This is a genomic window from Nonomuraea sp. H19 (assembly GCF_052068215.1).
Lineage (GTDB): Bacteria > Actinomycetota > Actinomycetes > Streptosporangiales > Streptosporangiaceae > Nonomuraea.
Genome location: NZ_JBQHCV010000012.1, coordinates 78,101 through 96,921, shown reverse-complemented (window position 1 = coordinate 96,921; position 18,821 = coordinate 78,101). Strand labels below are relative to the sequence as shown.

Below are 18,821 nucleotides of genomic sequence, written 5' to 3'. Positions count from 1 at the left end.
GGCTCACCCGACCCGCTCTAGCACGGGTACGGCCGGTCCGAACTGGGCGATCCAGCGCTCGTCCTCTTCTGGGGTGGGCCGCAGCCTGGCCATGGCGACGCGCAGGATGGGCGGCGCGATGACGGAGGTGACGACGGCCACCAGGATGATGATGGTGAACACCTCGGTGCCGATCACGCCCAGGCGCAGGCCCACCATGGCGACGATGACCTCGATGACGCCGCGGGCGTTCATGCCCGCTCCGAGCGCGAGCGCCTCCCACCGGTTCAGCCTGCTCGTACGCGCGCCCAGATAGGCGCCGATGAACTTGCCGGCGATCGCGACGGCCAGAATGAGCACCGCGAAGCCGAGCACGTCGATCCTGGCCAGCGCGGTCAGGTCCATGCGCAGGCCCGCGGTCGCGAAGAAGACCGGGGCCAGCACGCCCACGACGACGGTGCGCAGCGGGGCCAGCTTGGCCGGGTCGGGCTTGCCGTACTCGCTGATGAGCAGGCCCATCAGGAATGCGCCGAAGACGGCCTCCAGGCCGAGGGCGTGGGTGCCGGCGGCGGCGAGCAGGATCAGGATGACCGTGGTGGCGACCGTCGGGGTGGCCTCGGACGAGCGGGCGGCGAGCCGGAAGGCGGTGCGGACGAGCGGGCGGCCCACGACGAAGGCGAAGGCCAGCACGGCGGCCAGGTAGGCCACTGACAAGCTGATCGAGCCGGCGCTCAGCCCGCTGGTGGCCATGGCCGACACCACGGACAGCATGAGCCAGCCGAACACGTCGTCCACCATGCCCGCGGTCAGCGTGAGCTGGCCGATGTTGCGGTGCATGAGGTTCATGTCGATGAGCATCTTGGCGATCACCGGGATCGCGCTGACGCACATGGCGACGCCCAGGAAGATCGCGAAGACGGTTTGGTCCCGCGCGCCCACCAGCGCCTGGGGCAGCAGCAGCCCGGTGGCGACACCGAACCCGAGCGGGATCACCAGCCCGAACGCGCTGACCTTCACGGCGGAGGCACCCTGCCGGCGGATCAGTTTCAAGTCCACGTGGGCGCCGGTGATGCCGACGAGCAACAGCACGCCGAGCTGCCCCACCGCGTCGAGCAGATGGAACTGCCCGGTCTGCTGCGGAATCAACCATGAGGAAAGGTCGGGCGCCAGCAAAGCGAACAACGAGGGACCGAGCAGCACTCCGGCGCACAATTCGCCGACGATCGCCGGCAGCCGCAGTTTCATCGCGAGCCGGCCGAGTACGAGTGCCAGCAGCAGCAGCACCCCAATTTGCAGGAGAAGAAGTAGCAGCGCGTGCGGTGCCATCGGCTGAATGGGAGCCATGAAACAGACCTCCGCTGGGCAGTGGAACGTATTCTCAGGCTGCCATCGACAGGCCGGTTTTCCACCGAGGAAAAGACCGAAGACATTCCGCTGAATCCGGCTTGAGTGGCCTTCTATCACCCCCTGTGATACTGGGTTCGCGTAAGGCAACACGAAGGGGGGGCCATGCAACCTCTGCTCGGTCGCGAGGCCGAGATCCGGCTCCTGGATCGCGTCGTCGGCGACGCCGCGCAGGGCCGTTCGGCCGTAGTCGTCATCGAGGGCGGGGCGGGCACGGGGAAAACCGCTCTGCTCAACCACGTCGTGGCGGCGGCACGCCGCGAGGGCACCAAGGTGCTGTTCGCCTCTGGCGGCCGCCGCCGCCCGCAGCCGGAGTTCGGGGCGGTGTGCGAGCTGCTCCAGCTCCGGCAGCCGCCGGCAGTTCCCGACTCAGGGAGAGAAGATGTGTTCGCCGAGCTGTACGAGCACGTACGCGAGATCACCGAGGAGGGCCCGCTGGTGCTCGTCGTGGACGACGTGCACCACGTCGACGAACTCACGCTCGGCTGGCTCGCCCACCTGGCGCGCCGCTTATCCAACCTGCCGGTTCTGCTGGTTGTCTCTTTTCCTGTAGGGGAATGGCCGGCGTACGACGTGCTGCGCGGCACGGTCAACCACACCGAGATCCTGCTGAACCCACTGGGGCAGGAGGAGGTGGCCGGCCTGCTGGAGCTCTATCGCGGCGCGCGGCCGACCCCGCAGTTCGCGGCGCTGTGCCAGCGCCTCACCGGCGGCAACCCGCGCTTCGTCCACGAGCTGATCAGACAGCTCAACCAGGAGGGCATCGGCACCGACGACGAATCGGCAGGGCTGCTGCCCGGACTGGCCCCGCCGCGGATCGCCCGCTACGTCGCCGACCGCCTGGCCCGCCACTCCGCCCACTCGCTGACCGTGGCCAAGGCGCTGGCGGTCCTGGACGGCGACGCCCGGCCCACCCTGGTCAAGGAGCTGTGCGGCATCGAGGAGAGCGAGGTCGCCAACACCATCCTGGGCCTGACGGAGCTGGGCCTGCTGCGCGCCGGCGGCACCATCGCGTTCGTCCACCCGATCGTCCGCACCGCGCTCTACCGCTGCATGCGGGCGGAGGAGCGCAGCCGGCACCACCTGGCCGCCGCCAGGCTGCTGGCCGCGCGGGAGGCCGACGCCCCGGTGATGGGCCGGCACCTGCTCGCGGCGGGGCCGACCGCCTCGCCGGAGATCACCGAGCTGCTGTGCGACGTGGCCGTGCGGCTCACCTCGATGGGATATCTGGAGCAGGCCACCGCGTGCATGCAGCGGGCGATCCAGAGCTCGCTGTCGCCCGCGCACCGGGTGAAGCTGATGCTGCAGCTCGGCGTCGCGCTCAGCGGGTACGACCACCACGCCTCGATCAGGCATCTCAGGAACGCGAGCGCGGGGGTGCGGACAGCCGCCGAGCACGCGCTGATCGGGCAGCATCTCGCGCTCGCCACGGCGGCGCTCGGCGACCTCGACGCGGCGATCGGCGTGCTGGACGAGCATGTGGAGCGGGTGGACCAGGCGGACCCGGCGCTCGGCGCGCGGCTGCGCGGCTACCGGCTGATCCTCCGCATGCTGAACGCCGCCGGACCCGCTTCCGCGGCGGCCGGCCCTGACAACGGCACGCGGCCCGAGTACGACCTGGTGACGGCCACTCCCGGCGGCGAGCCGGGAGTGGACCTGGTGGCGGATGTGCCGGCGGCCGGGTCCGACGGTGGCACGCGGGCCGCGTTGGCGGTGCGGCTGGCCTGGGCCGGGCGGGAGCTGCCGGCCGCGCGGGCCGCGGCCGAGGCGGCGCTGGCCAAGGACGGGCTGCTGGACGCCGGTGGGCTGGTGACGGGCTTCGCGCTGCTGCCCCTGCTGTACGCCGACGCCCTCGACACGGTGGAGCGGCACCTGCTGGACGCCGAGCAGCGGGCGCCGGCCGTACAGGTGCCCGAGCTGGCCGTGATGCGCTCGCACGTCGCGCTGCGCAGAGGAGACGTCCAGCAGGCGGAGGCGGCGGCGCGCACGGCGGTCGCGGCCATCGAGGACGGGCTGCCGGAGCCGGTGGTCTTCCACCACCTGGCGGCGCTGATCGACGTGCTGCTGGAGCGCGGCGACCACGAGCAGGCCGACGACCTGCTACGCCAGGCCCGGCTGCCGAACGAGCTGCCGCTCGTGTGGCGCTGCAACCACCTGCTCGAAAGCAGGGGCCGGCTGCGAATCGCCTGCGGCCACGTGCGGGCGGGCGTGGAGGACCTGCTGGCCTGCGGCGAACGCCTGGCCGCATGGGGCGTGTCGAACCCCGCGGTCAGCGCGTGGCGCACGCACGCCGCCGCGGCCCTGGCCACGCTCGGGGAGACGGAGCGGGCCAGAGAGCTGGCCGCCGACCAGCACCGCGCCGCCCGGCTCTGGCCGACGGGCCGCGCCGTCGGCGGGAGCCTGCGGGCACTCGCGCTGGTGGCGCACGGGCCCGGCGAACAGGAAGAGCGGGTGAGGCTGTTGTGGCAGGCCGTACCGGAGTTGGAGAGCTCTCCCGCGGCCCTCGAACTCGGCCGCGCAGTGGTCGATCTCGGCACCGCGCTCGCGGCCGTGGACCAGGAGTCCGAGGCCCGGGACATGTTGCGCCGGGCCCTGGACCTGGGCCAGCGCTGCGGCGGCACCGCGCTGGCCGACCACGCGCACGCCGAGCTGCTCAAGTACGGAGCGCGCCCGCGCCGGCGGGCGCAGACGGGGTGGGACTCGCTGACGCCGGCCGAGAGCCGGGTCGCCGACCTGGTGGTCGAGGGGAAGAAGAACAGGGAGATCGCGGGGATTCTGTTCGTCTCCCAGCGAACCGTCGAGCTCCACCTGACCAGCATCTACCGGAAGCTGAACGTGTCCAACCGGGCAGAGCTGATCAAGGAGGGCTGATGCGCTTACAGTCTTGCCGCGACGGCGGCCGCCCGCTCCTCGCGGCGCGTGACGAACCGGTCCGCTTGCACGTCGAGCACGTGCAGGAACGCCGACAGCTCGGCCCGCGCGGCCTCGCCCTCCGGGCCGAAGCCGGAGCGGTCGAAGATCCGCCAGTGCCGCAGGATCGGCATGATGACGCGATCGTGGTGCAGCCGCATGTCGTAGATGCCGCCGTTGGCGATCTCGACCGCCATGCGGCGGAAGCCGGGCTGGCCGGTGCCGGGCATCTCGAAGTTCTTCACCACGTCGGTGATGGCCCGCATCGTCGCGTCGGGGGCCAGCTCCAGCGCCGCGCCCACCAGGTTCCGGTAGAACAGCATGTGCAGGTTCTCGTCCGCGGCGATGCGGGCCAGCAGCTGCTCGCCGATGGGGCAGCCGGTGGCGGTGCCGGTGTTGCGGTGCGACAGCCGCGTGGCCAGTTCCTGCAGCGCGGTGTAGACCACGTTCGGCAGCAGTTCGGTGGGCTCGTTGGCGGGCCCGGCCGACATGAGCGCCATCCGCCGCTGTTCCAGGTCCACCGGGTCGACGGCGCGGGTCACCACGAGATAGTCGCGCAGCGTGATGGCGTGCCTGGCCTCCTCGGCGGTCCAGCGGTAGATCCACTCGCCCCAGGCGCCGCCCGTGCCCAGGGCGGTGAGCAGATTGTGATGGTAGGCGGGCAGGTTGTCCTCGGTCAGCAGGTTCACGATCAGCGAGGCGCGGGCCACCGGTGCGATCTTGGTGTCGCCGGGCTGCCAGTCCTCGCCGCCGAGGAAGGCGAAGTTGCGCCCCTCGCTCCACGGCACGTAGTCGTGGGGGTGCCAGTCGCGTACCACCTTGAGGTGGCGGTCCATGTTCTCGGCGACGACCGGCTCCAGCTCCCGCAGCAGGTCCACGTCCTCCATGCGCTTGCTCCTCTCGAGTCAAGGGGGACGGCCGGATGTCCGGCCGTCCCCCGGTCATGGACCGCTCAGACGCCGACGGACTGGTTCTGCCCGATGTGGTCGAGCACGGCGCTCACGGTCTCCAGCTCGACCGCGATCTCGTCCGGGGTCGACACGCCGAACTTCTCCTCGACGGCGACCATGATCTCCACCAGGGACAGCGAGTCGATGTCCAGGTCGTCACGCAGGTGGCTGCCGGGCTGCACCTCGGCGGCGGGGATGCCGACGACCTCGTGCACGATCTCGGCGAACTCGGCGAGAACTCGTTCGTTGCTCATTTCCCTGTCTCCTTGCTGTAGTGATGTGGGTCGGTGCTGTAGTGATGTGGGTCGGTCAGTGCTCGTAGCGCCGTACGACGAGGGTGGCGTTGTGCCCGGCGAAGCCGAACGAGTTGCTCATCGCCACCTTGACGTCGTGCTGCTGGGGCCGGTGCGGGACGAAGTTGAGCCCCGGGTCCTCGGGGTCGTCGCAGTTGATCGTGGGCGGCACGATGCCGGTGAGCAGGGTCTGCACGGTCGCGATGAGCTCGACCGCGCCGGCCGCGCCGATCATGTGCCCGGTCATCGACTTGACGGCGGTGATCGGGATGCCGGGAGCGTGGTCGCCGAACACCCTGCGGATGGCGGCGGCCTCGGTCCTGTCGTTGAGCGTGGTGCTGGTGCCGTGGGCGTTGATGTGGTCCACGGCCGCGGCGGCCACGCCCGCGTCGTCGAGGGCGAGCTGCATGGACCGGCGCGCGCCGAGGCCCTCCGGATGCGGCGCGGTCGGGTGGTAGGCGTCGCTCGTCGCGCCGTAGCCGACGACCTCTGCCAGGATGGGCGCGCCCCGCCGCTCGGCGAAGCGGGCGTCCTCCAGCACCAGCGCCCCCGCGCCGGCCGCCATGACGAACCCGTCCCTGTCCTTGTCGAACGGGCGGCTCGCGCGCTGCGGGTCGTCGTTGCGCCGTGACAGCGCCCTGGACATCGCGGTGGAGCCGATGTCGAAGGAGGTGATCGAGTTGTCGGCGCCGCCCGCGATCATCGCGTCCACGTCGCCGCGCTGGATCATCCGCATGGCCTCGCCCACGGCCGAGGTACCGGACGCGCAGGCGGTGCTGACCGCGCCGGACGGGCCGGTCGCGCCCAGCCTGAGCGCGACCTCCCCGGCGGCGCAGTCGATCGACGTGGCCGCGGACAGCCACGGCGCGAGCGCCCGGTGTCCGCGCTCGTCCAGCGTCAGGGTGCCCGACTGGACGAGGGCGGTGGGGCCGTACCCGGAGCCGATGAGGATGCCCACGCGGTGCGTGTTGGTGTCGTCGACGACGAACTTGGCGTTCTCCACGGCCTGCATGGCTGCGGCCACCGCGAACTGGGCGTACTTGTCGATCCTGCGGCTGACCGTGCGCGGCATGTACTCCACGGGGTCGAAGCCCTTCACCTCACCGGCGATCTTGACCGGCAGCTCGGCGGTGTCGAAGGACTGGATCGGGCCGACCCCGCTGCGGCCGGCGAGCAGGGAGTCCCAGAAGTCCTGGACGCTCAGTCCGACGGGGGTGATGACGCCCTGGCCGGTGATGACCACGCGCCGTCCGTAAGTTCTCATCAGTGTTGTCCTTCCGTCTCGGTGAGGTCGGCGGGCACGTCGTCGAGCCGGACCGGGATCTCGACCACGGCGACCCGGCCCGCCGCGCATGCCTCCGCCGCCTGGCGCAACTCCTTGTCCAGCCGCGTCTTGTCGTCCACCACGGCGTGGTGCACCCCGGCTCGTCCGGCGCTCGTGCCGCCGGGGTGGCCCGCGAAGGAGAACCGGGACTGCCCGCCCTTGTCGAGCTGGGCCTGGAGCCAGCCGAAGCCGCCGTTGTCGAGCACCACGTACAGGACGCCGAGCTCCTGCTCGACCAGCACGTCGAGGTCGGCGCCGAGCTTGCCGAAGGCGCCGTCCCCGACGAGGGCGGCCACGGCGTGGCCCGGTGCGGCGAGCTTCACGCCGGCCGCGGCGATGGCGCCGAAGCCGAGGCTCGTCTGCTCGGAGGGCACGATCGAGCCGGCCGGCGCGGCGCAGCTCCAGTGCGGGTAGAAGTACGACCACATGTCCTGCAGGCCGTTCTCCTGCACCAGGATGCGCTGGTCCGGCAGCACCTCGTCGAGGACGCGCAGCAGGTCGGCGATGTGGATGCCGGGCAGCTCGCGGACCCGCCGCCGCTCGGCCTCGACCCGCTCCGCCGCCGCCCTCTTGGCCGCGCGTGCCCGCTGCGCCCATTCGCCGGCCTGCTCGGGGAACTCCGCCAGCCAGGCCCGCACGGTGGCGGCGCCGTCGCCGATGACGACCGGACCGGGCCACTCGGCGGATACCTCGACGGGCTCCAGGTTCACCTGGAGGACCTCGGTACCGGGGGCGGCGAAGCCCGGCCGGTAGACGGCGGTCTCCTCCAGCCGGCTGCCGAGTGACACGACCAGGTCGGTCTCGGCCCACAGCGGCAGCGTCTCCTCGGCGGCGTACAGGCCGGCCAGGCCACAGAAGAGCGGGTGCTCCTCGTCCACGCAGCCGCGCCCGGAGGCGGTGGTGAAGATGGCCGCGCCGAGCCGCTCGGCCAGCCGTTCCACCTCGCCACGCGCGTTCCTGTGCCGCATGCCGCCGCCGACCAGGACGATCGGGCGGCGGGCCGCCCGCAGCGCGGCCAGCGAGCCGGCCAGCGCCTCGGCGTCGGGCACCGGGCGGTGGGCGCGCGGCAGCCGCCACGCCCGGTCCCTGGTGACCTCCGCGTCCAGCAGGTCGGCGGGCAGCTCCACGTAGACGGGCCCGGGGGCGCCGTTGGCGGCGACCAGGAAGGCCCGCTCGATCGCGGGCACCACCCGGTCGGGGTGGTCGACGCGGTGCGCCCACTTGACCACCGGCGCGATCATGGAAAGCTGGTCGAGCTCCTGGAAGGCGCCCGAGCCGCGGGCCTTGGCCGCGGTGCCCGAGGCCAGCACCACCATCGGGGCGCTGGAGCAGCGGGCCTCGACCAGGCCGCCGACGACGTTGGCGGCGGCCGGCCCCTTGCCGATGACGCAGAGCGCGGTCCGGCCCGAGGTCAGCGCGTGCCCGGCGGCCATGAAGGCGGCCGCGCGCTGGTCGCGGCAGAGCACCATCCGCAGGTCGGTGCGCTCCATCGCCTGGAGCGGGACGAGGTCGTCGTCGGGGAGCCCGAAGACGGTGTCCACGCCGTACGCCCGCGCGAAGTCCACGGCCGCGTGCCAGGCGCTGGGGTAGGTGACGGGGTTCATCGGGCACCCGCCTCGACCGGGACCCTGCCGTACTCGGCGACGATCTGGGAGATGAGCAGCGGCTTGGAGACGCGCTTCTTGCGGTGGGCGACGTAGTTGGCCATGATCCCGCGGCCGCCGAACGGCTCGTTGCCGTTGTCGATGTCGAGCAGGGTCTCGTTCACGGCCACCATGTGCCGCTTGCGCAGGTGCTCGACCAGCTCGGGGGCCTCGCCGTACACCATGGCGCCCATGGACCTGTCCTGGTAGTAGCCGGTGCCCAGGCGCTCGCGCACCTCGGCCAGGTCGGTGTAGGAGACGATGTTGAAGATGGGCGAGAAGATCTCCGCCATCGACATCTCGTCCCGCATCGAGCGCAGCAGCACCGTCGGCTGGATCTGGCGGGTGCGGAAGTCGATCTGGCCGCCGTAGATGATGTGCTGCCCGTTGTCCTGGAGGTACTCCGCCGCCTCGAAGATCGCGCTGACGTAGCACATGGGCCCGTAGTCGGCGTCGGGGTCGTCGTAGTCGCCGAAGGTCAGCGTGGACAGCCGCTTGAGCAGCGCCTCCACGAACCGCGGGACGTCGCTCTCCTGGACGAAGAACACGTCGGGGCCGAAGCAGTCCTGGCCCGAGTTGAGCATCCTGATCCGCAGTGCGTCCTCGGAGGCCACATCGATGTCGGCGCCTGGGGCCAGGATGAAGGGGTTCGCGCCCTGGCCGAAGAGCAGGAAGATCTGCTCCGGCGACAGCTCCGCCCGGATCGTCTCGGCGTTCTGGTAGGTGCCCGTGAAGACGACCACGTCCGCCTCGGCCACCGGGCCTTCCTTGAACTTGCGCTGGCTCAGCGACGTCATCTCGATCGGCAGGCCGTGCACGGGGGCGAGGAGCTCGTGCAGCCGCCACGTCTGGGCGGCCACCTGGCTGGACGGCCTGGCCACGATCGACTCGACGTACAGGGAGGGGACGAGCAGGTACAGCACATAGGAGTTGAGCAGCACGTTGGACGACATGAAGACGGCCATGCGGTCCATCCGCGCCGGGCCGTTGCGCACGACCTCGTCGATCGCGCCGGACAGCGTGTGCAGCGCCGCCTCGATCTCCGACTCGACGGACTTGTAGTCCGAGATCTCCGTGAGCACGTCCATGATCGCTCCGGGGTCGGTGCGCAAGTAGTGCGCCACCGCCCTTAGCGCAGCGATCCGTTCGGCGAACGGGATCCGGTCCAGGTCCTCGGGCAGCGGCGCCTCCTCCTGCCGTACCTCAAGGGGGCGCAGCCGGGCGGGCCGGTACACCGCCTGCTCGGCGAGCATGCGCAAGGCCCTGACGTCCACCTTGCCGGTGCCGTTGACCGGCAGCCGGGGCAGCACCACGACCTTGTTCGGGTGCTCGTAGGAGGGCAGCAGCGAGCAGATGGCGCTGCGCCAGTGCGTGGCGGAGCCCTCGTTCTGGTCCTCCACGAAGAAGACGAGCAGGCTGCCCTGGCGCTCGTCGTCCACCGGGACGATCTTCACGGGCCGGCCGCAGAACTCGGCCTTGCGCTCGATCGTCTCCAGGTAGAGGTTGTGCCCCATGCGGTGCACGGCCTGCTTGCGGCCCATCACCACGAGGTTGCCCTCGGGCGTCCAGTAGCCGAGGTCGTCGGTCGCGTACGCCCCCTCGCCGAGCGGGGTGACGGTGCCGTCGTCGGCCAGGTAGCCCTCCATGAGGCTGGGCGAGGAGACGAAGATCTCGCCGACCTGGCCGGGCACCACGGGCGAGCCGTCGCGGTCGAGGATGCGCACCTGCACGTCGGTGAGCGGGCGCCCGCACGCGACCGGGTTGGCCAGGTTGCCCAGGGCGATGTTGCCGACCTCGTTGCTGCCGTAGCCGTCGAGCAGCGGCCGGCTGAACGTGCGGGCGAAGCGCTCGGCCAGCGCAGGCTGCAGCGGGCAGCCCCCGGTGCAGAACATCCGCACGCTGCTCAGCTCCCTGACCGTGACCGGGCGGCGCTGGCTCATCGCGTGCAGGGCGTGGTATGTGGACGGCGTCGCGTCCACCACGGTCACCCCCGCCACGGCGGCCAGCCGCACGGCCAGGTCGAGCCGCTCCAGCGGCGCCACGACCAGCGAGCAGCCGACCGTCCACTGCAGGATGGCCAGCGTCAGCCCGTAGAAGTGGGAGAACGGCAGCAGCGGCATCAGCACGTCGTCGGGCCGGTAGCCCATCCGCTCGCGGGTGCGCTGCAGGTCGTTGAGGAAGCTGCGGCCCGACCGCACGACGCCCTTGGGCGCGCCGGTGGAGCCCGACGACCAGGTGACGAGCGCGTCGGTGCGGGCGTGCCAGGCGGAGAAGGACAGGAACTCCGCGCTGGGCTCCCGCCGCCTGGCCTCCTCGGCCAGCGAGTGGATGGCCAGCGTCGGCACGCGGGCGGTGAGGTCGGCCAGGTCGCCGTCGTTGATGATCAGCCGGGCGCCGGCGACGGAGCTCATCCTGCGCCGCTCCGCGGCGGTCTCGCGGTGATCGATCAGGACGATGGAGGCGTCCAGATGCATCAGGGCGAGAAGGGCGGCGATGTACTCGGCGGAGTTGTCGGCGCTGACGACGACCCTGTCGCCCGGGGTGAGCGAGCTCTCGGCCAGGATCGCGGCCATGCCGAGCGCAAGCTCCTCGATCTCGATCGAGGTGTAGGTGGCGGTGGGAGTTATGACTTTTCCTGTGGTCCAGTCCACTGTCTCATCCATTCCGTACGGGTCGTGGGGCCGTGGTTCAGCCCGCCAGTCCCTTCAGCTCATCGGCGAGCACGCCGATGGTGTGTTCGATCTGCTGGGTGGTGTGTTCGGAGGTGACGAAGAACCGCAGGCGCACCAGCTCCTCCGGCACCGCGGGGTAGAGGATGGGGTTGGCGCTGATGCCCCGGTCGAAGAGCCGGTTCGCGAGCGTCAGGCACTGCTCGTTGTCGCCGACGATGCAGGGGACCACCGGAGAGTCCTTGCTCACGCCCGTGTTGATCCCGGCTTCCTTGGCGAGCCTCAGGAACAGCTCGGAGTTGGTGCGCAGCCGCTCGAGACGCTCGGGCTCGTCCCGCATGACCCGCAGGGCGGCCAGCGCGGCGGCGGCGTTGGGCGGGGTCATGCCGACGCTGTAGACGAAGCCCGGCACGGTGTACTTCATGTAGTCGATGACCTCGCGGGAGCCGGCCACGTAGCCGCCGCAGCTCGCACCCGCCTTCGACAGCGTGCCGGCCCAGAGCTCGACCTGCGAGCGGTCCACGCCGAAGTGGTCGCCGATCCCGCCGCCCGACTTGCCGACCGTGCCGTAGCTGTGCGCCTCGTCGATGAGCAGGACGGCGCCGTGGCGGTTCTTGATGTCGATGATGGCGGGCAGGTCGGCAAGGTCGCCGTCCATGCTGTAGACGCCCTCGATGACGACCAGCGCCCGGCGGTGCAGCTTGCGGTGCCGGCTGAGCACCGCGTCCAGCGCGGCCGGGTCGTTGTGGGCGAACGGGCGCCGGGTGGCGCCGGACAGCGCGCAGCCCTGCATGATGCTGTCGTGGGACAGCTCGTCGTGGACGATGAGGTCGCCGGGGCCGACGATGTGCCCGATCACCGAGACGTTGGTGGCGTGGCCGCTGACCATGACGACCGCGTCCTCGGTGCCGAGCAGGGCGGCCAGCTCGGCCTCCAGCTCGTGGTGGATCGGCCGGTTGCCGGACAGGAAGCGGCTGGCCGAGACGGAGGTGCCGTACCGCTCGACCGCCTCGCGCACCGCCTCGTTGACCTTGGGATGCCCGGACAGGCCGAGGTAGTTGTAGCTGGAGAAGCTGATCAGTTCCTTGCCGTCCACGACGGTGGTGTCCCTGATGTTGGCCTGGTGGTCGATGAAGTACGGGTTGCGCTCGATGCCCTTCATGAACTCCCGGTGCTCCACCAGGTCGGACCAGGTCTCCAGGGAGGTCTCCATCGTCACCTGAGGCTTCGGCGGCTCCGGTGCCGCGACCTCGACCACGACCCCCTGCGAGCCGGACACCGCCGCGACGACCTCGTCGATGGTGGGCCGCTTGGGCAGGCTGGTCAGCTCGGGCCACACCTTCTGCAGGGAGACCCGCAGCTCGGTGACCATCAGTGAGTCGAACCCGAGCTCCTCGACCAGCAGGGTCGGCCCGCTCAGCTGATCCGCGGGGAACGCGCCGATCCTGGCGATGTGCTCGTACACGGTCTGCCTGGCCCTGGTCACCACCGCGTCCCCGGCGGGCGCCTGCGGCTCGGGCCGGGCCTGCGGCCGGGGCTGGACGGCCGGGGCGGCGATCGCCGCCGCCGCCGGCGCGGCGTCCACCTGGGCTCCGGCCGAGCGCAGCAGGGCGATCTGCTCGCGGAAAAGACTGACGATCTCGCTCACATGACTCTCCTCCGCTTGGAGCGGCTGCGCCGCCGCGGTCTCTTGTCGTACGGAAGGCATCGGCTGCGCCGACTGCATCGGCTGCGCGGAAGGCATCGGGAACGGGGGAAGAGCGTGCACCTTGCGCAGCAGCGGTGACGGCGGCAGGCTCACCAGGTCCGGGCGGGCGCCGGTGTCCGGGAGCGTCACGGGCAGGCCGAGCACCGCGAGCTGGCCGAGCCCGGCCAGGAAGGAGCGCCCGTCGTCGGCCGCGTCGCCGGACATCGCGACGTAGGTGGCGCCGGGCCTGTCGCCGAGCGTGCGCTTGACCATCGCCAGCAGCGACCGGCCGCCGCACACCTGCACGAACACCCGCGCGCCGTGCTCGTACGCGGCCAGCGCGGCGTCGGCGAACCTGACCGGCGAGGAGGCGTGTCCCTCCCACAGCTCGCGCAGCCGCGCGGGCTCCTCGACCCGGCCGCCGCTCATGCAGGACACGTAGGTGACCGAAGGGCTGGCGATCTCGCGCAGCTCCAGATCCGCGCGGATGTCGCCACGGATTCCTTCCAGCAGGGGGGTGTGGAAGGCGTTGGAGACCGCGAGCGGGACGGCGCCGACCTTGGCGGCCGCGCACCGCTCGGCGAGTGCCGCCAGCCCTTCGGGCTCTCCGGCGACGACGGTCTGCCGCGGGGTGTTGTAGCAGGCGGGCCAGACGCCCGCGATCCCGTCCGACAGGCCGGCGACGGTGTCCGGGGCGGCCTGGACGACGAGCATGCCGCCGCCCTTGCCGTTCTCGGCCCGGCGCATGACCGCGCCGCGCCCGGCCATGAGCCGGACCGCCTCCGCGTCGTCCATCGCCCCGGCCACGGCCGCCGCGGTGAACTCGCCGACGCTGTGCCCGAGCGCCACCGCCGGGCGCACCCCGCAGGAGGCGACCAGGCGGGCGGCGGCCAGGCCGAGCACGCCGAGCAGGGGCTGGCACACGTCGGTGCCCTTGATCCGCTCGCGGCCCGCGTCGGTGTCGGCGCCGGCGCCGTAGACGGCGTCCAGGACGTCGACGCCGAAGCCCTCTCTGGCGACCGCGTCGAGCGCGCCCGCGGTCTCGCGGAAGGCGGGGAAGCGTTCGTACAGGTCGGCCAGCAGGTGGGGGCGCTGGCTGCCCTGGCCGGGGAAGAGGAAGGCGACCTGGCGCTCGTTCGCCTCCAGTGGCACCGCCGCGGCGTACACGCCCTCGCCGAGGGGGCCGGTGCGGCCCGCTCTCAGCGCCGCGGCGGCCGTCTTGAGTCGCGTGGCCAGTTCCTCGTGGCCGGCCGCGACCACCGCGAGCCGCGCCTTGAGCAGCTCGCGCTCGGCCAGCGTCCGCGCCACCGCGTCCAGGGGCACCTCGGCGGTCACGGGGAAGGCCTCCACGTGGTCGGCGAGCAGCTCGACCGTCGCCGCGGAGAAGAGGAACAGCTGCGGCCGCTCGTCCGGGCTCGCCTCGGCAGCCGGCTCAGGGGCCTCCTCCATCACCACGTGGACGTTGGTGCCGCCGAAGGCGAAGGAGTTGATGCCGGCCCGCCGGGCGTCCGCGCCGGTGCGCGGCCACGGGATGTTCTCCTGCGGAATGGTGAGCCCGGCGATGGCGGGGTCGGCCTCGGGGTTGACCTCCGTCTCCGGCTGGCGCGGGATCACGCCGTGGTGCAGCGCGAGCGTCGTCTTGATGAGGGAGGCCATGCCGGAGGCGGTGAGCGAGTGGCCGATCAGCGCCTTGACGGAGCCGAGGTAGGCGGGCCCGGGCTCGCGGCCCGACGCGTTGCGGGCGTGCCGGAGCGACTCCAGCTCGACCCGGTCGCCCACGGTGGTGGCGGTGCCGTGCGCCTCGACGAAGCCCACGGAGCCCGGCTCGACCCCGGCGTCGGCGTACGCCCGGCGCAGCGACAGCCGCTGCCCCTCGGTCCGCGGCGTCATCGGCCCCTCGGTGGTGCCGTCGTTCGAGCAGCCGATCCCCTTGATCACCGCGTAGACGCGGTCGCCGGCGGCCAGCGCCGCCTCCAGCGGGCGCAGGACGACCACGCCGACGCCCTCGCCGAGCACGAACCCGTCGGCGCGCCGGTCGAACGGCCGGCACACGCCCTCGCGGGAGACCGCGCCCACCTTGGAGAAGCCGATGAGGCTGTGCGGGATCAGGTTGATGTAGGCGCCGCCGACGATCGCCTCGGCGCACACCCCGGCCCGCAGCGCGACCACGGCCTCGTGCAGCGCGACCAAGCCCGAGGAGCACGAGGAGTCGACGGTGAAGCTGGGCCCGGCCAGGTCGTAGAACTGGCTGACGTTGGTGGCGGCCATGTTGAGCTGCTCGCCGGGGATGGACCAGGGCTCCATGTCCATGGGGTCGGGCGTGAGGTACATGAAGTCGGCGGTGCTCATCGCGAAGTACACGCCGGTGTTCTGCCGGTCGAAGGGCCGGCGCTCCCAGCCGGCGTCCTGCACGGCCTCGCGGGTGACCTCCAGGATCAGCCGCTGCTGCGGGTCCATCGTGCGGACCCGGCGCGGCGGCATCCTGAAGTACGCGGCGTCGAACCGGTCGACCTCCGGCAGATAGGAGACCTGGTCGGTGTACGCCTTCCGCGGCGCCCGGCCCTCGGCCGCGTTGAAGAATTCGCGGTGGTCCCATCGCGTCGCGGGAACCCCGTGGAAATGGCGTTCGCCGTCGAGCAGCATCCGGTGATATTCATTGAGATTTCCGGCGCCGGGGAATCGGCATCCCATTCCGACTATCGCGATATCACGCATCGTGTCCCTACTTCGCGAAATCAATGGTGTTCGCCTGCTGAATTCAGCATCGCATCGGGGCCGCGGTTTTCCACCGAGGGGAAGACCGAAGTACTTCGGTGGCCCACCGAGGGAATTACCGAAGTGCTTCGGCGGCGGGCCGTACGCGCCGGGTGAGGCGGGTGGCCAGCACGACAGTGACGAGCGCGACGGCCCCCGCGGCCGCCGTGACGCGGAAGGCGTGGTGCCCGTCGAGCGCGTCGGCCACCTGCCCGGCGAGCTGCACGCCGGCGGCCAGGCCGATGACGAGGGCGCTCTGCACCCAGGCGAACCCCTCGCTGCTGCGCTCGCCGGGCACCAGCGACTCGACCATCTCGTACACGACGATGAGCGTCGGCGCGAGGGCGGCGCCCGCGACGAAGGAGGCCAGCGCCATCAGGGGCGCGCCGGTGACCAGCGTCAGCGGGATCAGGCCGGCGGCCAGGCAGGCGGCGAAGGCCAGGAAACGCTGGGAGAGCGAGGAGCGCCACCGGCGCGAGCCGTACCAGAGCCCGGTGAGCAGGCTGCCGACGGACAGGGCGCCGACCAACGGCCCGGCCAGCGCGGTCGCGCCGAGATCCGCGGCGAAGCCGACCATGGCGATCTCGCTGGAGCCCAGCACGACGCCGAGCACCAGCGCGAACAGCAGCGTGACGCGCAGCGCCGGGATCCGCAGCAGCGAGGGCCCGGTGCGCGCGACGGGCATGGGCGCGGGCTCGGTGCGGCGCATGGCGGCGAAGGACAGGCCGCCGGCGAGGGTCAGCACCATGCCGGCGACGTAGCCCACGCTCGGGCTGACGGCCACCGCGACCGTGGTGGCGATCACCGGACCGACGATGTAGATGACCTCGTCGATGGCGCTCTCGATGGCGAAGGCCGCCTTGAGCAGCGGCGTTCCGCCGACCCTCGCGGCCCACCGGGAGCGGACCATCGGCCCGAGCGGCGGGAAGGCCAGGCCCGCCAGCACCGCGGAGGGGAAGAGCAGCCAGTGCTGGCCGGTGGCGACGCCGCCCATGATGCCGGCCAGGCCGACCGCGTGCAGCAGCAGCACCGGCCGCAGCACGCGGCCCTGGCCGAGACGGTCGCCGAGTCTGCCGATCCTGGGGGCGGCGAAGGCCTGTGAGATGAGGATGGTGGCGCCGACCGCGCCGGCCAGCCCGTAGGAGCCGGTGGCCGAGGTCACCAGCAGGATGGTGGCGATGCCGAGCATCGACATCTGGAGCCGCCCGACGAAGCCGGCCAGGACGAACCAGCGGGCCTCGGGCGGGGCGAGAAGCGCTTTGAAATCATTGTCAGCCACGACCCAACAGTGCACGCCGCGGACACCGGTATTAAGACCGCAGCAAATGACTTCGGTAATCTCCTCGGTCCGCGACCGGCCGGTCGGATGCCATTGTGGCCTCGGTGGGCCTCGCCCTCCGCCCCCGACGCCCGGAGAAAGAGGAAGCAATGACCGACGCGGTTCGAGACTATTACGACGTCATCATCATGGGTGGCGGCCCGGCAGGCTCGACTTTGGCCGCGCAATTGGCGCGGACCACTGATTTGAGCGTCGCCGTCTTCGACAAGGTGAAGCACCCTCGCGAGCACATCGGCGAATCTCTCGCGCATCCCACGACGCCGGCCCTCGAGGAGATCGGCGCGCTGGACAAGGTCATGTCCAGCGAGTTCAAGGTCCAGAAGTACGGCGGCATCTTCAAGTGGGAGGAGAAGCCCAGCGTGGCCTTCTTCGACCACGAGTCGTACGTCAGGGACGGCGTGCAGCGCTGGGCCTCCCACGTCAACCGCTCGGAGTTCGACGAACTGCTGTTCAGGCACGCGGGAGAGTGCGGCGCGCACATGTTCGAGGAGATGACGATCTCCGAGTTCGAGCGGCTGGAGGACGGCTGCGAGGTCACCTTCAACGACGGCCGCAAGGTCCGCTGCGGGTACTTCGTCGACGCCTCGGGGCGGCGCAACAGCATCGCCTCGAAGAAGAAGCGCAGCTACCTGTCCGGGTACAAGAACATCGCGATCTGGCAGCACTACACCGGCGCCCAGCACGCCTACGACGTCCCCGAGGACTGGAACATCTTCCACCCCAAGAGCCAGTCCCCCATCGCCTGCTCGGCCTTCAGCGACGGCTGGTGCTGGTACATCCCGGTGCCGAAGGTCATCAACGGCGAGCGCGTGATGACGCACTCGGTCGGCATCGTGACCATCCCGGCCATCCTCAAGGAGGCCGGCAAGGACTTCACCGACATCGCGCAGTTCACCAACGCGATCAAGGACATCCCGCTGGTCGGCGAGCTGGTCAAGAACGGCACGCCGGTCTCGGACAAGATGCAGACGGCCACCAACTACTCCATGATCAACGACCAGTTCGCCAACTTCGACGAGCGCTGGATCCTGGTCGGCGACGCCGCTTACTTCGTCGACCCCCTGTTCTCCTCGGGCGTGGCGTTCGCCATGCACCACGGCCTGTCGGCGGCCACCGTGCTCAAGGCCACCTTCGACGACAGCATCGACGAGCAGCACAAGCGTGACCTGTGGCACGACTACGACATGGAGTGGCACGGCATCGCCGAGTCGTTCTCGCTGTCGATCGACCAGTGGTACCACGCCATCGGCAAGAGCAACCCGGACAGCATCTACTGGCGCACCCGCGGCCAGGACGTGACCGGGAACTTCCGTGAGCAGACCTTCCAGGTCCTGCTCAGCACCACGATGGAGCCCGACGTGCTGCGCCATCTGACCGGCGAGGGCGGCACGCAGTCCGACCTGGACGCCGACGGCCCGTACATGAAGGCGTACGGGATGGCCGACCCCGGCCGGATCAGCGACGACGACCACGTCAGCCTCACCCCGGGCGCCACCATCCGCACGAGCCTCGGCCTGGACATCCCCGGGTTCAAGGGCTTCGCCCCGCCGCCCCCGTTCAAGCTGTCGGAGGAGGAGGAAGCGGCGCTCACCAAGTACTGGGAGGACCCGGTCGCGAACGGGGACGCGGTGGTCTCGCCCCTGTCGCAGCCGCTGCCCTGCCACCGCTACTCGGTCGAGGGCTCGGCCTCCGGCGTCGAGGTGCGCAGCTTCGACGAGGTGGACGGCGGCAAGGTGGTCTGGGACTGCCTGTCGGACGGCGGCATGAGCTACGGCGAGCTGAGCAAGGAGCTCAACGAGCTCCAGCTGCACCTGGTGAAGCTGCTGTGGCGGACCGGCGTCGTCACCGTCACCCCCGCGGGGAGCTGAC

At 71.2% G+C, this 18,821-nt stretch carries 10 protein-coding genes; 2 read left to right on the top strand and 8 right to left on the bottom strand.

The window, feature by feature from the left end:
- Positions 1-3: 3 nt before the first annotated feature.
- The gene (locus ACTMTI_RS26590; RefSeq protein WP_441123236.1) at positions 4-1,323 is read right to left on the bottom strand and encodes a cation:proton antiporter; all 1,320 of its coding nucleotides are present in this window, start codon (positions 1,321-1,323) and stop codon (positions 4-6) included.
- Positions 1,324-1,488: 165 nt separating this feature from the next.
- Between ACTMTI_RS26590 and ACTMTI_RS26585 the strand changes: the two genes are divergently transcribed.
- Positions 1,489-4,254 carry an AAA family ATPase gene (locus ACTMTI_RS26585; protein ID WP_441123235.1) on the top strand — a complete coding sequence of 922 codons (2,766 nt, stop codon included), beginning with the start codon at positions 1,489-1,491 and terminating at the stop codon, positions 4,252-4,254.
- Positions 4,255-4,259: 5 nt separating this feature from the next.
- On the opposite strand, the gene ACTMTI_RS26580 is transcribed toward ACTMTI_RS26585, so the two are convergent.
- From ACTMTI_RS26580 to ACTMTI_RS26550, 7 genes are all read right to left on the bottom strand, one after another.
- Entirely contained in the window at positions 4,260-5,180 is a 921-nt protein-coding gene (locus ACTMTI_RS26580) for an acyl-ACP desaturase (RefSeq protein ID WP_441123234.1), read from the bottom strand.
- Between the two features lie 65 nt (positions 5,181-5,245).
- Positions 5,246-5,497, bottom strand: coding sequence for an acyl carrier protein (locus tag ACTMTI_RS26575; protein WP_441123233.1), 252 nt, complete (start codon positions 5,495-5,497; stop codon positions 5,246-5,248).
- 55 nt (positions 5,498-5,552) lie between these two features.
- A complete protein-coding gene (gene fabF, locus ACTMTI_RS26570) occupies positions 5,553-6,800 on the bottom strand; it encodes a beta-ketoacyl-ACP synthase II (RefSeq protein WP_441123232.1) in 1,248 nt (415 codons plus the stop codon).
- Positions 6,800-8,464: a thiamine pyrophosphate-binding protein gene (locus ACTMTI_RS26565; protein ID WP_441123231.1), complete on the bottom strand. Its 1,665-nt coding sequence runs from the start codon at positions 8,462-8,464 to the stop codon at positions 6,800-6,802. The genes fabF and ACTMTI_RS26565 overlap by 1 nt, the downstream gene beginning before the upstream one ends.
- On the bottom strand, positions 8,461-11,154 hold the full coding sequence (locus ACTMTI_RS26560; protein WP_441123230.1) for an aldehyde dehydrogenase family protein: 2,694 nt from the start codon (positions 11,152-11,154) through the stop codon (positions 8,461-8,463). The genes ACTMTI_RS26565 and ACTMTI_RS26560 overlap by 4 nt, the downstream gene beginning before the upstream one ends.
- 37 nt (positions 11,155-11,191) lie before the next feature.
- A complete protein-coding gene (locus ACTMTI_RS26555) occupies positions 11,192-15,574 on the bottom strand; it encodes a type I polyketide synthase (RefSeq protein WP_441123229.1) in 4,383 nt (1,460 codons plus the stop codon).
- A gap of 115 nt (positions 15,575-15,689) precedes the next feature.
- Positions 15,690-16,892 carry an MFS transporter gene (locus tag ACTMTI_RS26550; RefSeq protein WP_441123228.1) on the bottom strand — a complete coding sequence of 401 codons (1,203 nt, stop codon included), beginning with the start codon at positions 16,890-16,892 and terminating at the stop codon, positions 15,690-15,692.
- Positions 16,893-17,041: 149 nt separating this feature from the next.
- Here ACTMTI_RS26550 and ACTMTI_RS26545 point away from each other — a divergent pair, with 149 nt between their 5' ends.
- Complete coding sequence (locus ACTMTI_RS26545; protein ID WP_441123227.1) at positions 17,042-18,820, top strand: NAD(P)/FAD-dependent oxidoreductase; 1,779 nt, start codon at positions 17,042-17,044, stop codon at positions 18,818-18,820.
- Position 18,821 lies beyond the last annotated feature (1 nt).